The sequence below is a fragment of the Aliidiomarina halalkaliphila genome, assembly GCF_007096385.1.
GTDB classification, from domain to species: Bacteria; Pseudomonadota; Gammaproteobacteria; order Enterobacterales; family Alteromonadaceae; genus Aliidiomarina; species Aliidiomarina halalkaliphila.
In genome coordinates this window covers 469,355-489,147 of record NZ_VJWL01000001.1, presented here as the reverse complement: position 1 = coordinate 489,147, position 19,793 = coordinate 469,355, and the positions used below count along the sequence as shown (strand labels likewise).

19 protein-coding genes and 4 tRNA genes are annotated in these 19,793 nt (G+C 48.5%); 8 read left to right on the top strand and 15 right to left on the bottom strand.

The features are described 5' to 3' along the window. Positions 1-33: 33 nt before the first annotated feature. The 3 genes from FM042_RS02315 to FM042_RS02305 are packed head-to-tail and all read right to left on the bottom strand — an operon-like array spanning position 34 to position 2,475. Positions 34-870, bottom strand: coding sequence for a M23 family metallopeptidase (locus tag FM042_RS02315; RefSeq protein WP_232366335.1), 837 nt, complete (start codon positions 868-870; stop codon positions 34-36). Continuing rightward, positions 863-1,759: a 6-carboxytetrahydropterin synthase gene (locus FM042_RS02310; protein ID WP_143234132.1), complete on the bottom strand. Its 897-nt coding sequence runs from the start codon at positions 1,757-1,759 to the stop codon at positions 863-865. The genes FM042_RS02315 and FM042_RS02310 overlap by 8 nt, the downstream gene beginning before the upstream one ends. 47 nt (positions 1,760-1,806) lie before the next feature. Then, the gene (locus tag FM042_RS02305) at positions 1,807-2,475 is read right to left on the bottom strand and encodes a LysE family translocator (protein WP_143234131.1); all 669 of its coding nucleotides are present in this window, start codon (positions 2,473-2,475) and stop codon (positions 1,807-1,809) included. A gap of 94 nt (positions 2,476-2,569) precedes the next feature. Here FM042_RS02305 and FM042_RS02300 point away from each other — a divergent pair, with 94 nt between their 5' ends. The 4 genes from FM042_RS02300 (at position 2,570) to FM042_RS02285 (ending at position 3,958) form a co-directional block, all read left to right on the top strand. Further along, on the top strand, positions 2,570-3,481 hold the full coding sequence (locus FM042_RS02300) for a LysR family transcriptional regulator (RefSeq protein ID WP_185960666.1): 912 nt from the start codon (positions 2,570-2,572) through the stop codon (positions 3,479-3,481). Positions 3,482-3,630: 149 nt separating this feature from the next. After that, positions 3,631-3,706 (top strand) — tRNA-Gly (locus tag FM042_RS02295). 14 nt (positions 3,707-3,720) lie between these two features. After that, positions 3,721-3,794, top strand: a tRNA-Cys gene (locus FM042_RS02290). Between the two features lie 77 nt (positions 3,795-3,871). Continuing rightward, positions 3,872-3,958: transfer RNA gene (locus FM042_RS02285), tRNA-Leu, on the top strand. A gap of 229 nt (positions 3,959-4,187) precedes the next feature. On the opposite strand, the gene pgsA is transcribed toward FM042_RS02285, so the two are convergent. The 6 genes from pgsA to FM042_RS02255 form a co-directional block, all read right to left on the bottom strand. Beyond that, on the bottom strand, positions 4,188-4,736 hold the full coding sequence (gene pgsA / locus FM042_RS02280; RefSeq protein ID WP_143234129.1) for a CDP-diacylglycerol--glycerol-3-phosphate 3-phosphatidyltransferase: 549 nt from the start codon (positions 4,734-4,736) through the stop codon (positions 4,188-4,190). 79 nt (positions 4,737-4,815) lie between these two features. Next, positions 4,816-6,651, bottom strand: a complete 1,836-nt coding sequence (gene uvrC, locus FM042_RS02275; protein ID WP_143234128.1) for an excinuclease ABC subunit UvrC — start codon at positions 6,649-6,651, stop codon at positions 4,816-4,818. An 82-nt stretch (positions 6,652-6,733) separates the two neighbouring features. Next, positions 6,734-7,471 carry a LuxR C-terminal-related transcriptional regulator gene (locus tag FM042_RS02270; RefSeq protein ID WP_185960665.1) on the bottom strand — a complete coding sequence of 246 codons (738 nt, stop codon included), beginning with the start codon at positions 7,469-7,471 and terminating at the stop codon, positions 6,734-6,736. A gap of 321 nt (positions 7,472-7,792) precedes the next feature. Continuing rightward, positions 7,793-9,196, bottom strand: coding sequence for a GTPase/DUF3482 domain-containing protein (locus FM042_RS02265; protein WP_143234126.1), 1,404 nt, complete (start codon positions 9,194-9,196; stop codon positions 7,793-7,795). After that, positions 9,186-10,514 (bottom strand): DUF2868 domain-containing protein, encoded by a 1,329-nt coding sequence (locus tag FM042_RS02260; protein WP_143234125.1) that lies wholly within the window; start codon positions 10,512-10,514, stop codon positions 9,186-9,188. Before FM042_RS02260 ends, FM042_RS02265 begins: the two co-directional genes overlap by 11 nt. 161 nt (positions 10,515-10,675) lie before the next feature. Beyond that, a tRNA-Ser gene (locus FM042_RS02255) sits at positions 10,676-10,767 on the bottom strand. A gap of 287 nt (positions 10,768-11,054) precedes the next feature. Here FM042_RS02255 and FM042_RS02250 point away from each other — a divergent pair. The 4 genes from FM042_RS02250 to FM042_RS02235 all read left to right on the top strand — a co-directional run bounded on the left by FM042_RS02250 (position 11,055) and on the right by FM042_RS02235 (position 12,920). Then, positions 11,055-11,720, top strand: a complete 666-nt coding sequence (locus FM042_RS02250) for a Bax inhibitor-1/YccA family protein (RefSeq protein WP_143234124.1) — start codon at positions 11,055-11,057, stop codon at positions 11,718-11,720. Positions 11,721-11,830: 110 nt separating this feature from the next. After that, a complete protein-coding gene (locus tag FM042_RS02245) occupies positions 11,831-12,211 on the top strand; it encodes a DsrE/DsrF/TusD sulfur relay family protein (RefSeq protein WP_185960664.1) in 381 nt (126 codons plus the stop codon). An 11-nt stretch (positions 12,212-12,222) separates the two neighbouring features. Next, on the top strand, positions 12,223-12,594 hold the full coding sequence (locus tag FM042_RS02240) for a hypothetical protein (RefSeq protein WP_143234122.1): 372 nt from the start codon (positions 12,223-12,225) through the stop codon (positions 12,592-12,594). After that, positions 12,591-12,920 carry a TusE/DsrC/DsvC family sulfur relay protein gene (locus FM042_RS02235; RefSeq protein WP_143234121.1) on the top strand — a complete coding sequence of 110 codons (330 nt, stop codon included), beginning with the start codon at positions 12,591-12,593 and terminating at the stop codon, positions 12,918-12,920. Before FM042_RS02240 ends, FM042_RS02235 begins: the two co-directional genes overlap by 4 nt. Positions 12,921-12,944: 24 nt before the next feature. Here the strand turns inward: FM042_RS02235 and serS are convergent, their stop codons facing one another. Genes serS through FM042_RS02205 form a run of 6 tightly spaced genes read right to left on the bottom strand, consistent with a single transcriptional unit; the run spans position 12,945 to position 19,749 of the window. Beyond that, on the bottom strand, positions 12,945-14,246 hold the full coding sequence (serS, locus tag FM042_RS02230) for a serine--tRNA ligase (protein ID WP_143234120.1): 1,302 nt from the start codon (positions 14,244-14,246) through the stop codon (positions 12,945-12,947). 41 nt (positions 14,247-14,287) lie between these two features. Further along, positions 14,288-14,761 carry a fluoride efflux transporter FluC gene (locus tag FM042_RS02225; protein ID WP_143234119.1) on the bottom strand — a complete coding sequence of 158 codons (474 nt, stop codon included), beginning with the start codon at positions 14,759-14,761 and terminating at the stop codon, positions 14,288-14,290. After that, positions 14,754-15,161, bottom strand: coding sequence for a fluoride efflux transporter FluC (locus tag FM042_RS02220; protein WP_143234118.1), 408 nt, complete (start codon positions 15,159-15,161; stop codon positions 14,754-14,756). Before FM042_RS02220 ends, FM042_RS02225 begins: the two co-directional genes overlap by 8 nt. After that, positions 15,158-16,483 carry a replication-associated recombination protein A gene (locus tag FM042_RS02215; RefSeq protein WP_232366334.1) on the bottom strand — a complete coding sequence of 442 codons (1,326 nt, stop codon included), beginning with the start codon at positions 16,481-16,483 and terminating at the stop codon, positions 15,158-15,160. The genes FM042_RS02220 and FM042_RS02215 overlap by 4 nt, the downstream gene beginning before the upstream one ends. 27 nt (positions 16,484-16,510) lie before the next feature. Beyond that, entirely contained in the window at positions 16,511-17,194 is a 684-nt protein-coding gene (lolA, locus tag FM042_RS02210) for an outer membrane lipoprotein chaperone LolA (RefSeq protein ID WP_143234117.1), read from the bottom strand. Then, positions 17,191-19,749 (bottom strand): DNA translocase FtsK, encoded by a 2,559-nt coding sequence (locus FM042_RS02205; RefSeq protein WP_143234116.1) that lies wholly within the window; start codon positions 19,747-19,749, stop codon positions 17,191-17,193. The genes lolA and FM042_RS02205 overlap by 4 nt, the downstream gene beginning before the upstream one ends. Positions 19,750-19,793 lie beyond the last annotated feature (44 nt).

Sequence of the window (19,793 nt, the reverse complement as noted above, 5' to 3'; positions counted from 1 at the left end):
GCGCTTTTAAGAAGGCTTTGATCCGATATACGATTAGTTATCTGAATGTTCCAACAACAACCATGGATCAACGCGTACCCCGCGCCAATTCATGCGCCAATCTAGGTGTGGGCCAGTCGCGCGGCCGGTGGCACCAATTTCACCAATTAAGGTACCCTGCTCCACATATTGACCTTCTTCCACATGAATTGCATGCAGGTGCAAGAAGCTTGAAAACACTTCATGGCCGTGATCAATGATGATAGTACCACCCGAAAGCACCATATCAGGAGCCGTTAACCGCACTTCTCCCGCGGCTGGTGCATACACGGGTGTGCCCGTGGGCGCTGCAATATCTAAGCCCCAATGAATGGCACCAGGGACGCCATTGAGGATACGCTGGCTACCGTACACCCCGGTAATACGCCCTTGTGCTGGCCATTCAAAATCACCCGCGAAAGCAAAATAATCACTTTCAACATTGCGGGCGGCGCCTATACGCACATTATCCGCTCGGATACGTTCTTGGGTCTCTGGATCTGGCGTTACTGTTTGTTGCGGCAAACCATCCACCCTTTGAATATCAAACTCACGCGAGGCAATCGGAAACGCTTGCGACCAAGATTCACCATTCGTCCCACGAACTTGTAATTGTGCTTTCCCTTCGTCATCACGACCAATACCGAACACAAAATGACCGTGTGCCCCAACCTTTACCGGTTCCCCATTAAAGATGACTTGAGCGTCAGGGTTCGTACGCCCAACGATGAGTCCACCCTGCACAAACTCACCTTTAAGTTCCGGTTCCGCTGCATAGGCATTTGTCGTGAGTAAAAGAAAACTCGCGCAAATCGCCGCCATTGCACTAGCAATTCTTATTCCGTTACGCATAACCAATTGCTCCTTTGCCCACACCTTCATACGCAATTACACGAATCTGCGGCGAGGGACCATAGTCAGAATCATTGAGTGATGTTTTAATTTCTTGAGCAATATACTCCGCAATACATTCCACCGTGGAGTCCACTTCCATCACTTCATTTTCGTCAGCGGGCAATATCAGCTCAAATACGCCTTGCTCCGCCACATAACTGTAGCATACGTGGTGCGCACCGAGCGCCTTTGTTGCTTCTGGGCTTAATGTAAGTTCATCAGGCGACGCAAGATCTTCCCGCGTACCCACGTAAATATCTTCCCAGCGCCGACTCCAACGCTGCTCCAATGCGGGGCTTCGCATGCCATCGATATATACTTGAATCGCCGAGCGATGACCGTGGGCTATACGTTGGCAATTGCCATCATGTTTTTTTAGCCCGTGGGTATAGTGATAGTAAAAACCGGGAATTGCTTCACTGCGTAAGGTTAAGGTGATGCCTTGCACATTGGCCGGAAGTTCCCGTTTTATCGCCGCTTGCAAATAGCTAATAGTGGCATCCATATCGATCTGACTGGCATCAATAAAAGCATAAGCGTCGGACGGGCAATACAAATGGATGGAGCGACCCGGGCGCATAAAGTCAACCCAGTGATGGGTTTCATTTGGGTGGGCACTCACCCGTGTAAATGGATGCTCCGTCGGAATCAACAACTTGTGATCCACCGATTGATCAATAATCGCTTTCACCTGCTTTTTCACGCGGCCAAAATCTAACACCATGGATTGATCATTCAACGACCCATCAAGCATGATATCCACTATCCAGCTTTCCCCAACAATGCCCCGCTCTGGGCATAAATATGAGAAATCGATAACGGTAAGGTCGTTCACAAATAACTGCATGAAAAAGCCTGTATTTAAAAATAGAAATCCTGCGCATTATAACGGATTCACGCTAGCTTCCACCACTGAAACAGAAGGTTTGCTGCCAATATCCACAAAATAGCGCCCATCACACGATCAAACCAGTAGCCTTTGGCCAATAATAGTTCGCGAATACGTGTTTTACCCAGTAACAAAGATAGGGTTGCAAACCAAGCAAAGGTCGCAATGGCTAGATAGACACCGTAGCCCGCTTTAATAACGATTGGTGTTGCCGGAGAAATAATCGAGGTAAACAACGCCAGAAAAAACATGGTTGCCTTTATATTCAAGCCATTGGTGAGGAAACCAATACCCACAGCACGTTTTGTACTCATAGAAGCCACTGCCAAAGCCGACTTTTTACCATGCTCGGAGGTTTGCTCTCCTGGTCGCGAACGTAACGCGGAAAAGCCTAGATAAAAGAAGTAACAGGCCGCCGTGAGTAATAGTAAGGAATATAACCAAGGAGTGGTGGCAATGATAATGGCTAAGCCTAGCACTGAATAAGTCACATGGATGAGGATGCCCAACGCGATCCCTAAACTCACCCAAACCGCAATGCGAGCGCCATACCGCACACTATAACGACTCACTACAGCAAAATCTGGCCCGGGGCTCGCCACCGCTACCGCATGGGCAACGGCCATGGCGAGGAATTCTGCAAGGTAACGGGAACTAAACAAGGCTTCTATCATCAATTAATGCTCCACGGGTATTGAATTCATTGAAATATTGCGTAATTCTAAAATATCATTTATTGTGATTTAAACTCAAAGCGCGATGAGCATTATGAAAAACAATAATTTTCCTTCACTAAACGCATTACGGGTCTTCGAGGCAGTTTCCCGACTCGGGAGCTTTAAGGCTGCCGCGGCAGAACTTGCGGTAACCCAATCGGCGATTAGCCGACAAATCACGGCTCTCGAAGAGCAGCTGGGCATCCGCCTGATCCAGCGTGATAACCGCGTGCATGCCCTAACCCCTGCCGGCGATGCGTTGGCTCCTGAGTTATCTCGGGTATTCCGCCAAATCGAGCGACTCGTAAAACGTACCATGAAAAATGGCGAGCACGCCCGTCGTACCCTCACTCTCGGTATCAGTAGCGAGCTGTTACGGTGGTGGTTAGGCCCAGTACTCGACGAGTTTAACCAACTCTACCCGCATCTGGAACTGCATTGTGTGCAAGTGCCTGAATATTTAAGCCGGCAAAATGAAGCTGCTTTAAGTCATGAGCTGCTGCATGGGGAGCTCGACGCGTTGCTCACCTTCTCTGCGCCCGCACAGAAAGCTATTTCCAATTGGAAGCTTACGGATACCAATCTAATATTAGTGCGCCCTGAGAAGCTTCCTGCGCCTACCGAAGAGTCCCTTCCGAACTACAAATATGTTGCTGTGAATACCAATAAGGATTGGGACCGTTGGGTACGGGTTCATGATACTAAGGTCGCCGCAGAGCATATTCAACTAGTCAACAATACCAGTATGGCCGTTGAATTAGCACAGTATACCGGTCGCTTGATGTTGTTGCCCGACTGCTACCAACGGGCTGCGACCCAGAGTGGACTTGTACATGTTGAAGGCTTTGATTTGAATGGTCGGCAAGGGTTACATCTGTCGGTACGTCGCGAAAGTCAGAAAGAAATGGCAATTGTTGCTCTGGTCAACTGGATGCGCCATGTCGCAGAAAGCCAGAAAAAGTAGAAACCTATCGTTCGCGACAGCCAGAAAATAAGCAAATCAGTCAAAAAACATCCAAACAACCGGAAATTCAAAATTTCTTGTTGACTGAAATGTCCGTGCAGGTAGAATGGCGAGCCACTGGAGCACGGCTCCGGAAGTGATAAAGCGTTGCGGGAATAGCTCAGTTGGTAGAGCACAACCTTGCCAAGGTTGGGGTCGCGAGTTCGAGTCTCGTTTCCCGCTCCACGTTTTAACTCCCCGGCGGGTTGGCAGAATGGCTATGCAGCGGATTGCAAATCCGTGGATCTCGGTTCGACTCCGGGACCCGCCTCCAGTTTTAACACGTTATGTGTGAACAAAAATGTGTTCTTCAAGAACGCATTGCAAGCAGAAGAAGTGCCTACTAGGTTAGCCCGGGTGGTGAAATTGGTAGACACAAGGGATTTAAAATCCCTCGACTTAACGGTCGTGCCGGTTCGAGTCCGGCCCCGGGCACCATCTCTCTGCACCCCTCAGACCCCCCCAAAAAGCTAACACACCAACACAGGTTAACAACTCCCGGTTCAGTGTTGTGCCCTATTTCCAATGATGCGATCGCACTGTTGTAGTCGTATCCTCATGTATGCCGTTTACGCTCTAATTTAGCGCTAGTAATGGTTGAAATTAAGAAACAAAAAAGAGCGCTGTATAAGCGCTCTTCGTGTTTAATTTGAAACCCCACTCAATGCTAACTATCGTGGGTCAAATCCGCCCAGGCCGCTGTGAGGTATACATACATTGACCATAGCGTAAGGATCGCCGCGATATAAATAGCAATGGTAGCCACGCCAATCACAAAGGTGTTTGCGCTCCATAGTAAACCTGTTAATGCAATCATTTGCATCACTGTCTTAACTTTTCCGAGCGACGATACCGCAACACTTTCGCGCTTGCCGATTTCCGCCATCCACTCGCGCAATGCCGAAATAATAAGCTCACGGCTAATAATAATCAGCGCCGGAATCGTAATCCATAAGGTGTTATGAAACTCTACAACAACAATCAAGGCCGCTGCCACCATGATCTTATCGGCAACTGGGTCAAGAAACTCACCAAATTTCGTGTGTTGTTCCAGTTTACGAGCAATATAGCCGTCTAAGGCATCGGTAATCGCGGCTAAAACGAATATCAGTGCCGCAAAGAAATGGGCGTTTTCAATGGGTAGGTAGAACACCACCAAAAATACCGGAATCAATACAATCCGGAACGACGTTAAAATGTTAGGAATGCTCCACATATTTTTTCTTCTCTTTCCTTCAACCGCTATAAAAGCCGCGTTCTTTGGTTATCTGGGAGATTATACAGCCAAGCAATGGTTATTCATCACGTAGCGCATAATAGATAGTTTCCGCCAAGGAACGACTGATTCCAGGAACATTGGCAAGCTGCTCTATACTAGCGCTTTTTACCTGCTGCAATCCACCTAGATATTTTAATAAATTTTGCCGACGTTTGGCCCCAACCGCCGGAATCTCTTCCAAAGTAGAGGTTTTTTTCACTTTGGCTCGCCGTTGTCGATGGCCGGTAATGGCAAATCGGTGGGCTTCATCGCGGATATGTTGAATCAGATGTAACCCAGCATCGTCAGCAGGTAGCTGAACAGTACGACGACTAAATCCAAATATCAGAGTTTCTAACCCCGGCTTCCGACTTTCACCTTTTGCTACACCCAACAAGATTGGGGGGTGAGGCCAATCCTGAAAATAGGTTTCGGCCTGTGTTAGTTGCCCTTTCCCACCATCAATAAGCAGCACATCAGGTACGTTATCCCGCTCAATCGCGTGTTTGTAACGACGTGACAGCGCTTGTGCCATAGCGGCGTAATCGTCACCGCCGGTGATCCCTTCAATATTAAAGCGGCGATACTCCGATTTATTTGGTCCTTCTTGATTAAACACAACACAAGACGCCACCGTTTGATCTCCCATGGTATGGGAGATATCAAAACATTCGATGCGTAACACCGCTTCATTTCGCTCCAACAACCGGTTTAGCGCCTGCAAGCGGCTCTGCATCGTTGATTGGGTGCCAAGCTTGCTTTGCACAGCGTTCATGGCATTTTTTGTCGCCAACGCGCGATACTGGAAGCGCTCACCCCGTTTTGGCTGCAATACGCGCACGTTGGATTCAGAAACACTGCGAAGCTGTTCATTAAACCGCTTCAGATGTTCTAGGCTATCAGGCACAACAATTTCCGCAGGTGAGCGTTGCCCGTGTTGGCGATTCAGATAGTACTGCAATAAAAATGACTCTAAGATCTCTGAATCCTGCGTATGTTGCGGTACTTTTGGAAAATAATTGCGACTGCCCTGCACTGCATTTTGCCGGATCGATAGCATATGAATACAGGTGAAACCAGACTCCCGATACAAACCAATCACATCCATTTCATGATGGCTACCACTAACTGCATTACGTTCTTGCACTGCGCGCAAGGCACCAATTTGGTCCCGCAACTGCGCGGCACGTTCAAATGCAAGATCATGACTCGCTTGCTCCATCGACTCAACCAGGCGTGCCACCACTTCATTGTTCTTGCCGCGTAAAAACAGTTTGGCCAAGCGCACTTGTTCCAAATACTCTTCGTCGCTTGGAAGATTCACGCAAGGCGCTAAGCACCGTTTCATTTGATGTTGCAGACAAGGACGGCTGCGAGCTCGGTAATAGCTATCGTCACACTGGCGTACCGGAAACAGTTTTTGTAGCAAGCGGAGGCTTTCGCGCACCGCGGTGCCATTCGGAAAGGGACCAAAATACTCCCCTTTTTCTCGGCGAACACCCCGGTGAAAAGCAATACGCGGATGTTGATGATCGGAAATAAAAATATAAGGATACGATTTATCGTCTCGGAGTAAAACGTTATAGCGCGGTCGGTATTTTTTGATGAAACTGTTTTCGAGAATTAAGGCTTCCGCTTCACTGTTGGTGACCGTCACTTCAATATTGGCAATTTGTTTCACTAAAGCTTGGGTCTTCACCGAATCTACTTGCTGGCGAAAATAACTGCCTAAACGTTTTCTTAGGTCTTTCGCTTTCCCCACATAGATCACTTCACCAGCGTCATCGTACATGCGATAAACACCCGGTTGATGGGTAAGATTTTGCAGAAAATCCGGGGCGTTAAATGCTGTCGCGTCTGATTTAGATGCCATGCAAGAGTGGTGTCTGCTTTATCCGATGAGCCATAGGATAAGATTACCAGACCACCACGCACTTGTCTCGCTATCCACCGTGTTACGGGCGATAGCTCAGGGATTTACGTTCCGCCACTTGTTGCGTCATAGATTCATTTGCGGCGGGAAGCGAGAGTTGTGGATACATGGCTAATCGTTTTAGCAATGAAGGGGTTAACAAGCCATGTTGATAAGCCAAATGAGCCAACTGCACATCCCCTTCCACATGCAATTTACGGAACAGCCGATACCGGAATGTATTCACAGTTTTACGAGAAATGAATAACCGATTGGCGATCTCCGGTACGGTTAAGCCGGTCGCGATCAATTGAAAAATCTGACTTTCACGGCGACTTAAACCGCTAAACAACGGATGAATCTCATTGATCTTGCGATAGCGCTTGGTGGCTTCTGCAAGCAGTGTTGGCACATATACAGAGCCTATGGTCACTGTGCGAATGGCTTTTTCTATTTCATCCAATTCGCTATTTGCAAGAAGAAAGCCGTCGATGGATTTCTCATGTAAACGTAAATCCATGGCATGACTTAGGTTATCGCACCACGCAAGAATCCGAAATCGTTTATGGTGTTGCTTTAAACTCCGGGCTAGCGCGCGTAAAGAGATGTCGGCGTTGCCTTCATCAAATATCAACACGGGTACCTTGTAGGGCTGGGCCGCTTTGAAGAGATCATTGCGGTGATGGCTTGCAGTTACAACGTTATGCTTCAATTTGGTCAGTTCACTAAGCAATCCGGCTTGGCGAATCTGAGACCGTAAAGCGAGAATAATATCGCTCATGGTATCCATCCTTAGTCTAATCATTAGTGATATCCGTATGGGTCCGCTGTACCTCCTTCATTCAGCGGTCCATATTAATCACCTATACATGCAAATGAGCGCAAGCTGAATTCAACTCTAATTCACATATTTTAAAAGAGATCAGACCTCGGACTACGAAAATTGACATATATCTTAAGATATAGAGCTAACAACAAGAGTTCAGGAATTATCGCGGGTTTCAGGCAAACAACGTACGTAATCTCCCTTTCATTAAATGGATGATAATCAACCAATTAGCGGCATATTCTCCGATATGAAAATGAAACGAATGGTTATTTTTTAACCGGAAGTCGTTTCTTGAAGTGTGCTTTGAATGAAGTGATCGATGGCCCGTTGACGTTCCAGGGAGTCTTGGAATTGCATCCCGGGTAACGCACTCCAGCGCGAGTGTTTGCGTGCCTGTTTTACTAATATCTGAAATGCCTGATCGGGGAATTGATCGGTAAGTTCTGTATTTGAAATCGGCTCCACCGCAGCATGCCCTCGGCGTTGAAGTGCTTTGATTAAGCCTAATTGTCGCTTTGCAAGCAACTCCAGTACCGGTGTTTCAATGCGTATAACTACAAAACCTTGCAATTTATTCTGAATGGGTTGCCCATAGCGCTGCCATCCTTGCCAGATCCCCCCTGCAGCTGCACCAATCAAGGTTCCTGCGCCGAGAGAAAAGCCTCCAGTCATTATATCTATACCAGCTCCCGCAGTACCGCCCGCGACAATACCCTTGCTCGCTTCAATGCCAAATTCTTTCAATGAATCAGGATGAAACAAATCATCTTCCCATTGCCCTGCCCGCACAGGTACTTCTGCTAATCGCGCATCGTCGTGGCGAAAACCATAGATTTGAAGCACGTGACGTAAACAGCTTTGTTCGTGACGCACAACCCGTCTTTGTAATTCGATGGTTGCACGCTCTACGTCCGCTGCATGGGCACTATTGACTTGTTTTTGCGCAGCCGCAACATCGATAATCAATTCTGCAAGCCAGCGCAACGCCGCAAACTGACGTTGCTCACGTTCCTGCTGCCGTTCTTGGGTTAAAACCTTCAGCGCCACGCGCGCTTGTGGGAGTACAGCTACAAGGTGATCATACAATTGCGCTTCCCCATGCTCAGGGGGTGATACTGTATCGAATGCTACCCAGCCATGCAGGTTGACCTGTGCAAATGCAGTTTGCCACGCTTCCGTATTGTGCGCAGCGGCGGCAGTGAAATTGAGCACTGGCACAATCGGACGTCCGCACAATCGAAGCACGGCTAATTCATCTAAATATTTATTCAGTACAGGATCGCGCACGTCCACTACGTAGAATGCTGCGTCACTGACCAGCAGTTGGCGCAACACTTTTGCCTCTTGTTCAAATTCTTCGGAAGCTTGTGGACTGTCCAAGAACTGTTTGATCCGATTTGGACCATCATGTTTGCTCACTCCTCGGCTGTGTTCTTCTAACCACGCAAATAATCCAATTCCATCTTCGAGCCCAGGTGTATCAAACAACGTAATAAGGGGCTTACCCTGACTACTAATAGTAGCCGCACGCACATCGCGCGTTGTTGCAGGCCGATCGGAGATATGCCCAAAACCCACATCTTGCAGTAAGGTACGCAGAAGCGATGTTTTCCCTGTATTGGTGTGCCCCACCACAGCAATCTGCAGCGGACGCTCCTGCTGGTAATTACTCATCATTCATTTCCTCGAATGGAATATTGCTCTCTTCCAAGGTGTCGCGCCAGGCTTGAATTCTTTCTGGCGATCGGTCTTGTAACAGCAAGGTTACATGCATTGCTGTTACCTTGGCGATATCCGTGAGCGTTCGCACGCTGCCTCGATCTGGTGTCAGTGCCGTGTCGATACGAACACAAACATGCTTCGCAGATATAGCCTCGATGTGTTTAAGAAACCCCTGTTTGCTTTCGTGGCTATCGATTACGCCCCAGTAATTTGAGCGTTGCTGAAGTTTATCGGCGGCACGTGCATGATCTAAAGATGCAATCAGATCCACGTTACTCTGAGGGACATTTCCGTCGGCTATTGGATGAGCAATATGATCAGGCGCGGGATCGACGACCATTTCTTCGTTTCGACGTAGGCGCTGTAACAAATGGCTTAAACCAACACGTTGCGGATCCGTGCGCAATGCACGGGCACGCTTTATCAACAGCCAGCGACTTGCGAACCACAGCAACAACCGCGGTAATACGCCATACAAAGCGATGACGAGTAATAACCAAATGCCAATCGCTTGCCGCCCAGTTATCGCCTCACCGTCGCTAAACTCAGGTGTTGCAAACCCTAACTTCTCAGGTAAATAGGCAAATATAGCCAACATCAGTTGTTGTACATCCGCAGACAGAATGGTGGTTTCCCAGTGAAAGCTGTAACCCCTAGAGATCAGCAATACATAGGTTGAAATGAAAAGCCCTAGGGTAAATAGAAGCCACACACCATGGGTGAAACGACTAAAGAATAGGAAGCTCATTCGCCCGTAGCCCAAGACATGAACAAAGCTTTCGCTCACCACAGCGATGGGTTTATCCCGCTTCAACCATGTGCCTACCTGAAATAGCCAGCTCCCAACGCCGATACCCTGATTGGACCGTCCCCGCAGATGCCGTAATCCAGCGATCAACCAAAACAGCAACATAAGCCAGTTCAAACCGAGCATTAAAATAATCAGCGAAAATAAGTTAACCGACGTATTGGCCAGCAAGCGACTCGCTAAACCTATCCCAGCCAGGAACATAACGAGCATGAGCAACAGAGTAAACCCGCGCAGGGCCGCAAACATTCGTTCAATGAGCAAAGGATAGCCGAGGCGTTGTGCAAGTACACGGGCGCGCTCATCGATCTGCTGATAAACCTGCGGCTGCTGTTGTGCTTGCGCAATAGCATCTTCATCTTGTAATGCGGCTTCGCCGCGCTCATTGGCACGAAGTTCGTGCAATCGTATCACTTCGGTGGTTAAAACACTGCGCAGGCTTGGCATGGCCTCAAACTGTTGCATTCGTATTCCTTCTCAAGTGCTCAAGGCGGGCTATCACAGCATAACCTTAAGTTCCCTGATTCAATTTATTTATATAAATTATCACTGCTCGACAGATTTAACCATGTGCAACCACGCACAACGAAAAAAGCCCGCATCAGGTGATGCGGGCTTTTCGAATTTGGCGGAGAGGGAGGGATTCGAACCCCCGGTAGGGATGAACCTACGCCTGATTTCAAGTCAGGTGCATTAAACCGAGCTCTGCCACCTCTCCAAATTGTTTTTGCGTGTTCTTCTGAAGAACGAGGCGAATGATAAAGATCGGAATTCACCTTGTAAAGCAAAAAATGTAACAAATCGGTTTGTTTGCTGCAAAATTAGCCGTTCCAGGCCCGATAGATTATGGAATCATCGAATTTTATTGAAATAGCCCCCATACCCTGAGGTATAGTAGAACCATTATATAATTCAATACTCTAAGTTTTGCAGATACGCACATCTTTTGCTCTAAAAGTGTGTAGAATGCGGAGTAGAAAGTTAAACAACCGGAGAACGATAACGATGCATAACCCAACTGTACAAACAGCGCGTCGCGATACGAGCATTGAAGTCAATAAAGTATTGCGCAATACCTACTCACTGCTCGCCATGACATTGGCCTTCAGTGCGTTAGTTGCTGCCATGAGCGGAATGATGAACCTGCCCCACCCTGGGTTACTGATTACGTTAGTTGGTTTTTATGGTCTGCTTTTTGCTGTTCATAAAACTGCCAACAGTGCCATGGGTCTTGTTATGGTCTTCGCACTTACAGGCTTTATGGGCTACACCATCGGTCCAATTCTTAATATGGTTGTCGCTGCCGGTGGCTCCGACATCATTATGTTGGCCATGGGCGGAACCGCTGCAATCTTTTTTGCACTTTCCGCGTATATTTTAACTACGAAGAAAGATATGTCGTTCTTAGGCGGCATGATGGTTGCGGGTTTTGTGGTGATTGTAGTCGGCTTTATTGCCAACCTTTTCCTACAGTTACCTGCTTTCCACTTAGCCCTTAGCGCTCTTTTCATCCTGTTCTCTTCAGGCGCCATCTTGATGCAGACGAGTGCCATTGTGAATGGTGGTGAGCGGAATTACATCCTAGCCACAGTCACGTTATTCGTGTCGCTTTACAACATTTTCCTTAGCTTAATAAACTTGTTGATGGCCTTTGCTGGCGGCGACGACTAAGCAAAAGAACGATACACTATTGAAAAACGCCCCGTAGATGACTCTACGGGGCGTTTTTCGTTATACTCTCCCCATTGCCTTAGCTAATGTTTACACACTCAAGGAATGTCATGGCAGCAGCGCACTCCATTGTTCTAATGATTTACTCCGGTCCCGATTACTTTGAACCGGGGTTGCGTGCACTTGCGGATGCACGCCGACTTACCAAAGCAGGCAGTACCATTAGGCAAGTGTTTTTCTATGGCGCTGCCACACTCTATGGCAGCGCCCATATCGAATTTCCTTCGGGCCTCCCTAATCTGCAAGAAGAATGGCGTCAATTTTCTGCAGCTACTCAGTCGCCTTTAGTAATTTGCAGTACGGCTGGGGCACAGTATGGCGTTATTGCTGAACCAGCACCTGAGGGAAACCTTGCAGAAGGTTTCTTTGCCGGCGGTCTTGCTGAGTTTGTTGAACAACTTAGCAGCGCTGACCAACTTCTGCAGTATTAAGGGAAACGCTGATGAACACATTGATTTTCAATGAACGCCCCCAGCATCCCAGTGCTCGCCATGGCCTTGATATGCTATTAATGATGGTGAGTTTAGAACAACCCGCCAATGCGCTTTTTGTAGGCGACGGGGTATGGCAATTAGTGGCACCGGTAAATGCGCCCGATCCCTTAAAGAAAATCGCGTTGTTAAATGAAGTATTTGAGTTTGAGAACTTCTTTACCACCGAGGATTCGCTGCAAAATGCCGGCTTAGGAATTAATCATCTGCGCATTCCCGTTACCGTTTTATCTGCTGCGGAGGTCGACATCTTATTGCATAAGCGCAGCACCCATCGGATTAGTTTTGGCCGTGCGCCCCATCAACATGATGTGTCACCATGATTGAATTTAATGGACAGCAGTACGCTACCGACAAGCATAACTACTTATTGCATCTGGATGATTGGAGTCCGGAACTAGCAGCGTATATTGCGGAGTTAGAAGGGATCACGATGACACCTGCCCATTGGGAAGTGGTGCATTTTGTACGGGCGTTTTATAAGACATACGACACGAGTCCAGCCATGCGGGTATTAGTGAAGGCTGTGGGGAAGTCATTGGGGGAAGATAAAGGGAACAGCCGCTATTTATACAAACTATTCCCTAAAGGCCCGGCAAAGCAAGCAACACGCATCGCAGGCTTACCTAAGCCTGCGAAATGTATTTAGGATGTCTCAATCAACAACCGATAGTTACGATGCAGTCGCCGTAATAACTTCAAGACCACCCATATACTTACGTAATACCTCTGGCACTATTACCGAACCATCCGCCTGCTGATAGTTCTCAAGAATCGCGACCAGTGTACGCCCAACCGCTAACCCAGAGCCATTTAGGGTGTGCAGTAACTCAGGCTTCTTCGCTCCCTTGCGACGGAAACGCGCCTGCATACGGCGGGCTTGGAAATCGCCCATATTGGAACAAGAACTTATTTCTCGGTAGGTATTTTGGGCCGGCAACCATACTTCTAGGTCGTAGGTTTTACAAGCACCAAAGCCCATATCACCGGTACACAATAATACTTTGCGATAAGGTAACTTCAATAGTTGCAGTACTTTCTCCGCATGGCCTGTAAGGGCTTCTAAGGCCGCCATGGAATCTTCTGGCTTCACTAATTGAACCAATTCCACCTTATCGAACTGATGCTGGCGGATGAGACCGCGGGTATCCCGTCCATGGGAACCGGCCTCGCTGCGAAAACACGGCGTAAATGCCGTGAGTTTAACTGGCAACTCAGCCTCATCTAAGATCTCATCCCTGGCAAGATTGGTCAGTGGTACTTCTGCCGTAGGAATGAGGGACAATGCTACGGCATCCTGGCTTTCGCCTTCCACATGGAATAAATCTTTACCAAATTTGGGTAACTGCCCTGTTCCAAACAAACTATCGTGATTCACCAAATACGGCACATAGGTTTCTGAATAGCCGTGTTCATCCGTATGTAAATCCAGCATAAACTGGGCAATTGCACGATTAAGACGTGCCACGCCCCCTTTCATCACCACAAAACGAGCGCCGGTTAGCTTTGCAGCAGCCTCAAAATCTAACCCATTATTCAGGCCTGCAGCGACATCCACGTGATCTTTTGCATCAAAATCAAACTGTGGGGGTTCGCCAACGCGACTGATTTCTAGGTTTTCGTTTTCGTCAGCACCGTCGGGAACACTTGTATCTGGAATATTTGGAATACCAGCAATCACGTTTTGCAAGTCAGCTTGGATCTGCGCAAGCTCCTGCTTGGCCATTTCAAGCTGGTCTCCTAAATCACCAACTTCCGCCAACAGAGGCGCGATATCTTCGCCGCGAGCTTTCGCCTGGCCGATGGACTTTGAGCGAGAGTTCCGTTCACTTTGCAGTGTCTCCGTGCGTACTTGCACGTCTTTGCGCTTCGACTCTAACGCATTTAAGGCATCAACATCGAGCTGAAACCCACGTCTCTGCAGCTGTGCGGCTGTTTCTTCAATCCCTTCACGAAAATGTTTCGCGTCTAACATGAACGACTCTCTTCTCTTTAGTGACAACGGTAATAAACAGGTTATTCTGGGTTTGGTTGGCGCCAGGTGATTGCTAAAATAAAACCAAGGCTTGCGGCAAGTAAACCGCCTCCAAGGTGCGCGACTACGCTAGTCATCACCAATAGGTGATTGGATATTCCATATGTGTACTCTTGCCACGACCAAAGATGCACAAGCTCATAAGTAAATGCAGAAAACGTGGTAAATGAGCCAAAAAAGCCTGTGCCCATAAAGATTAACCAAGTTTCACGACTATATTGCGAGCGACGGGATTGGGTGGCGTACAGACCGACGATAAGGCCTAAACCAAAACTCCCTACTATGTTAACGATCAGCGTCGCAAAAGGGAAATCTCCTTGCATGTCGATCCCAGTAAAATCAAAACCATTACCATGCATCCAACTGGCGATCATCACCCGACATACCGCTCCTAAAGCGCCGCCGAGCATAACCGCAGCAGAGAATACGAGAAATCGACGCCATGCACTAGCCATATACAACAAAGCCTCCGAGGATATAGCCGAGAATCAAGCCCATTACCGAGCCTAATACGCTACCGAGCATATAGGCTAACGCCCGTAACCAGTGATTTGGAAGCATGCCACGTAGCTCAACGGCAAAGGCAGAAAAGGTCGTAAAGCCACCGACAAAGCCAAGTTCAATCATGGCGTACGCAGGTAACCCGGAGTCTTCAGGCCCACAAGGCATGTGCTGATAATAACTCACGATCACCCAGCCAACACCCAGTATTAGACTACCCAGAATATTTACCGAAAGCGTGGCTGGAATTGAACTCCCCCAACGCCAAGCACTTAATCGAGTCAGCCAAAACCGCAACAAGGCGCCAAAGGCACCACCAATCGCCACAAGAAGCCATAGCGTGAGCAAACTCATGGCTTAACCCACCGGTGCCAGGAACTAGCCTCATCCAAGTCGTTTAAGCGTTCCAGCTTTTCTTTGATTTTAGTCTCTAGTCCCCGTTCCGCCGGCACATAGTAGCGTTCATTTGCCAATTCTTCCGGTAAATAAGATTCACCTGCCACATACGCATTGGGGTAGTTATGGGCATACTGATATTCCGCGCCAAAGCCTTCGCTCTTGTGCACCTTTGTGGGCGCATTGCGTAAATGTTCGGGCACAGGATAAGAAGGTCCTTCTTTGGCTAAAGTCAGCATCTGGTTAAATGCGCTATACACTGCGTTGCTTTTCGCGGCACAGGCGCAGTAAATAGTGGCTTGTGCAATAGCCCGTTCGCCTTCAGCCGGACCAACCCGCTGGAAGGTATCCCAAGCATTAAGCGCAATTTCCAGTGCTCGAGGATCCGCGTTACCAATGTCTTCCGATGCGATTGCCAGTAAGCGACGGGCTACAATTAAGGGATCACCACCACCAGCGAGAATACGACAATACCAATAGAGTGCCCCATCCGGCGATGACCCCCGAACAGATTTATGAAATGCAGATAGTAAGTCGTAATAGAGATCACCTTGGCGGTCAAAGGCAGCGCCCTTCTCCCCGACAATCTCAGCCAAACGGGCTGCATCTAAAGGTTCTTCAGGAAGCGCGAAGTCGGCGGCGATTTCTAGATAATTAAGCAATCGACGCGCATCACCGCCGGCACTACGTAACAAATAAGCTTCAGCGTCCTCGGTGAAGGTCAACCCGCGATCAGCAAGCCCGCGTTCTGAATCATTCAGCGCCTGTCGCATGATCTGCGCCAGTTCGTTGTCATTTAACGTGGTTAACCGGTATACCCTTGCACGACTGAGCAATGCATTATTGAGGGCGAAGCCAGGATTCTCTGTGGTAGCTCCCACAAACAAAATCGTTCCGTCTTCGATATAGGGTAAAAATGCATCTTGTTGGCTTTTGTTAAAACGGTGTACTTCATCGACAAAAAGTAACGTGCGCTGAACCGCGCGGCGCTTTTTCGCATCGTCGATGGCCGCCCGTATATCTTTTACCCCAGAGGTCACTGCAGATAGTCTGCTTACATAGGCATCGGCGGCGGTGGCAAATAACTCGGCGAGGGTCGTTTTCCCTGTCCCTGGTGGACCCCAGAGAATCATGGAATGTAATTGCCCCTGCTCCACTGCAACGCGCAAGGGTTTATTGGCACCAAGAATATGACTTTGTCCGATATATTCATCAATGGTACGCGGCCGCATGCGGGCCGCCAAAGGCATGGTGGTCAGCGCAGGGGGATCGTCACTCATAAAGTCAATTTGTCGCACCGTTTATTGTTAATCTCGCTGATCGTCGATATCGGTTCCATCAGGAATCGTGAAGAGAAACGCTTGGGCTGGCAGCGGTTGGTTCTTTTGCATATCTTGTAAGCTAAACACGCTACGCTGACCATGACCGTCTTCAAGAATGAGTTTATACAGCATGTTCGTATCTTCTGGGCGATCGCTCACTGCATCTAAAAACGCTAAATGTAAGGTGCTCCCCATCCCCGCTGCCGCATCTGGATGTTCCTCCACCGTCCATAGCTTTTCGCCATCATAACTCACGTTAAAGGCATCCCAGTTCGCTTGTTCGGCATCTAGTAATAAGAGCAACGGGTTTGCCTGCATCGCTTCTGATTGATGAAATAAGGTGACTTGCTCGATAAATGGGTTGTGGTACCACAGAGTTTCACCGTCTGCCACTAAGGTGGATTCGTCAGGAGCATCCGTTACCCAACGTAGCTTCGCTGGACGTTCCAGATAGAAATGTCCGGTTCCCTCTTGAATAAGGTCTTCGCCGTCATACACTTCTTGAATAAACTCACCTTGGAAGGTGACCAGATCAGCCAACTTTGCTTGTAAAGCACGTTTAGGCTCAGTGGTCGCGATATCCGCTGCGACACTTTGCATCGCCATAACGGCCGGTAAGGCCATACACAAAAGTACGCGGGTATAATTCAATTTGCCGATGTACGTCATAAATCCCTCGGTGGTTTCGGTGCGATCACTTCGCGGGCGCCATTATGCCCCGCAGCAGATACGACACCGGAATGTTCCATTTGTTCGACAATGCGGGCAGCGCGATTATAGCCAATACGGAATTTTCGCTGCACACTAGATACAGATACACGACGGGTTTCTGTTACAAAGGCTACGGCTTCATCATACAAGGGGTCGGACTCGCCATCAGGGTCACCAGATTCACCCGGTAACAGCCCCTCTTCACCTTGGTCACCACTGAGAATTTCTTCGATATAATTAGGCCGGCCTCGTGCTTTCCAGTCGCCGACCACCGCATGTACCTCATGGTCATCCACAAAGGCACCATGAATCCGCACAGGTACACCGGAACCCGGTGGCATATAGAGCATGTCACCCTGCCCGAGTAAGTGTTCAGCGCCGCTCTGATCAAGAATGGTCCGAGAATCGATTTTCGACGATACTTGGAATGAGATGCGGGTTGGGATGTTGGCTTTAATCAACCCCGTAATCACGTCTACCGAGGGTCGCTGGGTCGCAAGAATTAAATGAATCCCGGCGGCTCGCGCTTTTTGCGCAATACGCGCAATCAACTCTTCGACTTTCTTACCTACAATCATCATCATGTCGGCAAGTTCATCGACCACGACAACGATATACGGCAGCTTCTCAAGTTCAGGAGGGAATTCATCCATACTATCGCCAGGCTTCCAAATCGGATCTTTTAGGGGTTCCCCGCTCTCTGCTGCTTCCGCCACTTTCTGGTTATAACCTTTAAGGTTACGCACGCCAAGGGCCGACATCAGTTTATAGCGACGTTCCATTTCACCGACACACCATCGCAAGGCATTCGCTGCATCTTTCATGTCGGTGACAACTTCCGTAAGTAGATGCGGTATGCCGTCGTAAACCGACAGTTCCAGCATCTTCGGATCAATCATAATCATGCGCACGTCTTCAGGCTGCGATTTATACAGCATACTGAGAATCATCACGTTGATTCCCACTGATTTACCTGAGCCCGTGGTTCCCGCCACGAGCAAATGCGGCATTTTTGCTAAATCAACGGTCACTGGCTTACCAGCAATGTCCTTGCCCAATACCATCGATAACGGAGAGCCTGATTTTGCGAAACTTTCACTTTCTAACACTTCGCTAAGACGCACAATTTCGCGGTTCTTATTGGGAAGCTCAAGTCCTACGTAGGATTTACCTGGAATTACCTCCACGACGCGCACAGCAATGGCCGAAAGCGAACGCGCAATATCCTTCGATAGATTGGAAATCTTACTCACTTTCACACCCGGCGCTAAATCCAATTCAAAACGGGTAACCACAGGGCCAGGCTGAACCCCGGCAACCTGTACATCTACACCAAAGTCTTTTAAAACCGATTCTACCGTTCGGCTTACCTGGTCCAATTCTTCCTGACTAATCGGGTTACTGGTGCGATTCGCGCGATCGAGCAGTCCGATCGATGGTAGTTCTGAGACCCATTCCGGGCGTCCTTCGGCAGATAAGGTTGCTGGCTTCTTGGCAAATTGTTTTGGTTTCGCCACAGCTGGTTTCGTTTTTGAGGGTTGATCCGGCGTAAACGGAAGATCGTCATCATCGAGATCTTCCCATAATGTGTCTTCGTCAATCTCGGGCTCTGTACGGGTTGAGATAGACGGTAAGTCATCCGGTTCAGATTGCATCGGCTCACGCCCTAATGGCAGCTCATCCCAGTCATCCACGTCGTCGGTGGCTTCCGAGCGCTCAGCTCTCCCCGCTTTGCTTTTACCCAAAAAGAATAGGCCAGCAATACCGCTTCCCATGCGCGCCCAAATACTGGGGTTTGCGTTGCGACCATCCGTATCAGTGTCGCTGTGATCATCGAAGGCGTCTTCGGCATTCGACTTTGCCGAGGTAATTTGTTTCTGCTTGGTCTTAGACGGCGACTTCTTTGTTTTGCTCTCGGAGTCTAAACCAGAAAACCAACCTTTAATGGTCATATAGAACCAAGTGATCGTTGCAATCGTATAGGCACCGATGCGATCAATCAGCACAAACCAGGATAATCCAGTGACTAAGGTGATTCCGGTAAGTACAAAAGTGAGTAAAATTAAGGTAGTACCCACGAGGCTAAAATAAGGCAGCATGGCACCGGTAATAACATCACCAACTAAGCCCCCAGCAGAGTAATACTCAACCTCCGCTAAATTGAGCGTGGCAAGCCCTGTGGTTCCTGCCAGAAACAGTAATATACCGATAAGTCGAAGCCCCAAACTCAAATAATCGAGGCTTAAAAGTTGTCGTGGTCGGTGAAACATGACATAGCCAAAGCCGGCGACAACAAATGGCATGCTATACGCCATAATCCCCAGCGCAAACAACAAAATATCTGCAAACCAAGCGCCAATTGCGCCGGCTGCATTTTCAATATCTTGGGTATGGCCCGTTTGAGACCAACCGGGATCTGCCGGACTATGCGTCAGTAATGCGGTCAGCAAGAAAATTGCTAATGCGCCGCATAGAATCAGACCGGTTTCCAGTAATCGCTGTACGCCTGTCATAATGCTCCGTTGTTTGTTGTTATCTGCAAACTGACTGGGGGATG

What these genes read in the sequence shown, in the direction of transcription:
- FM042_RS02300 (WP_185960666.1), top strand. Translation starts at nt 2,570, where the DNA reads ATGAAAAACAATAATTTTCCTTCACTAAACGCATTACGGGTCTTCGAG.
- FM042_RS02260 (WP_143234125.1), bottom strand. Translation starts at nt 10,514, where the DNA reads ATGCAACAGTTTGAGGCCATGCCAAGCCTGCGCAGTGTTTTAACCACC.
- uvrC (WP_143234128.1), bottom strand. Translation starts at nt 6,651, where the DNA reads ATGGCATCTAAATCAGACGCGACAGCATTTAACGCCCCGGATTTTCTG.
- FM042_RS02265 (WP_143234126.1), bottom strand. Translation starts at nt 9,196, where the DNA reads ATGATGAGTAATTACCAGCAGGAGCGTCCGCTGCAGATTGCTGTGGTG.
- FM042_RS02205 (WP_143234116.1), bottom strand. Translation starts at nt 19,749, where the DNA reads ATGACAGGCGTACAGCGATTACTGGAAACCGGTCTGATTCTATGCGGC.
- FM042_RS02305 (WP_143234131.1), bottom strand. Translation starts at nt 2,475, where the DNA reads ATGATAGAAGCCTTGTTTAGTTCCCGTTACCTTGCAGAATTCCTCGCC.
- FM042_RS02215 (WP_232366334.1), bottom strand. Translation starts at nt 16,483, where the DNA reads ATGAGTGACGATCCCCCTGCGCTGACCACCATGCCTTTGGCGGCCCGC.
- FM042_RS02270 (WP_185960665.1), bottom strand. Translation starts at nt 7,471, where the DNA reads ATGAGCGATATTATTCTCGCTTTACGGTCTCAGATTCGCCAAGCCGGA.
- FM042_RS02245 (WP_185960664.1), top strand. Translation starts at nt 11,831, where the DNA reads ATGGCAGCAGCGCACTCCATTGTTCTAATGATTTACTCCGGTCCCGAT.
- pgsA (WP_143234129.1), bottom strand. Translation starts at nt 4,736, where the DNA reads ATGTGGAGCATTCCTAACATTTTAACGTCGTTCCGGATTGTATTGATT.
- serS (WP_143234120.1), bottom strand. Translation starts at nt 14,246, where the DNA reads ATGTTAGACGCGAAACATTTTCGTGAAGGGATTGAAGAAACAGCCGCA.
- FM042_RS02315 (WP_232366335.1), bottom strand. Translation starts at nt 870, where the DNA reads ATGCGTAACGGAATAAGAATTGCTAGTGCAATGGCGGCGATTTGCGCG.
- FM042_RS02225 (WP_143234119.1), bottom strand. Translation starts at nt 14,761, where the DNA reads ATGGCTAGTGCATGGCGTCGATTTCTCGTATTCTCTGCTGCGGTTATG.
- lolA (WP_143234117.1), bottom strand. Translation starts at nt 17,194, where the DNA reads ATGACGTACATCGGCAAATTGAATTATACCCGCGTACTTTTGTGTATG.
- FM042_RS02235 (WP_143234121.1), top strand. Translation starts at nt 12,591, where the DNA reads ATGATTGAATTTAATGGACAGCAGTACGCTACCGACAAGCATAACTAC.
- FM042_RS02310 (WP_143234132.1), bottom strand. Translation starts at nt 1,759, where the DNA reads ATGCAGTTATTTGTGAACGACCTTACCGTTATCGATTTCTCATATTTA.
- FM042_RS02220 (WP_143234118.1), bottom strand. Translation starts at nt 15,161, where the DNA reads ATGAGTTTGCTCACGCTATGGCTTCTTGTGGCGATTGGTGGTGCCTTT.
- FM042_RS02240 (WP_143234122.1), top strand. Translation starts at nt 12,223, where the DNA reads ATGAACACATTGATTTTCAATGAACGCCCCCAGCATCCCAGTGCTCGC.
- FM042_RS02250 (WP_143234124.1), top strand. Translation starts at nt 11,055, where the DNA reads ATGCATAACCCAACTGTACAAACAGCGCGTCGCGATACGAGCATTGAA.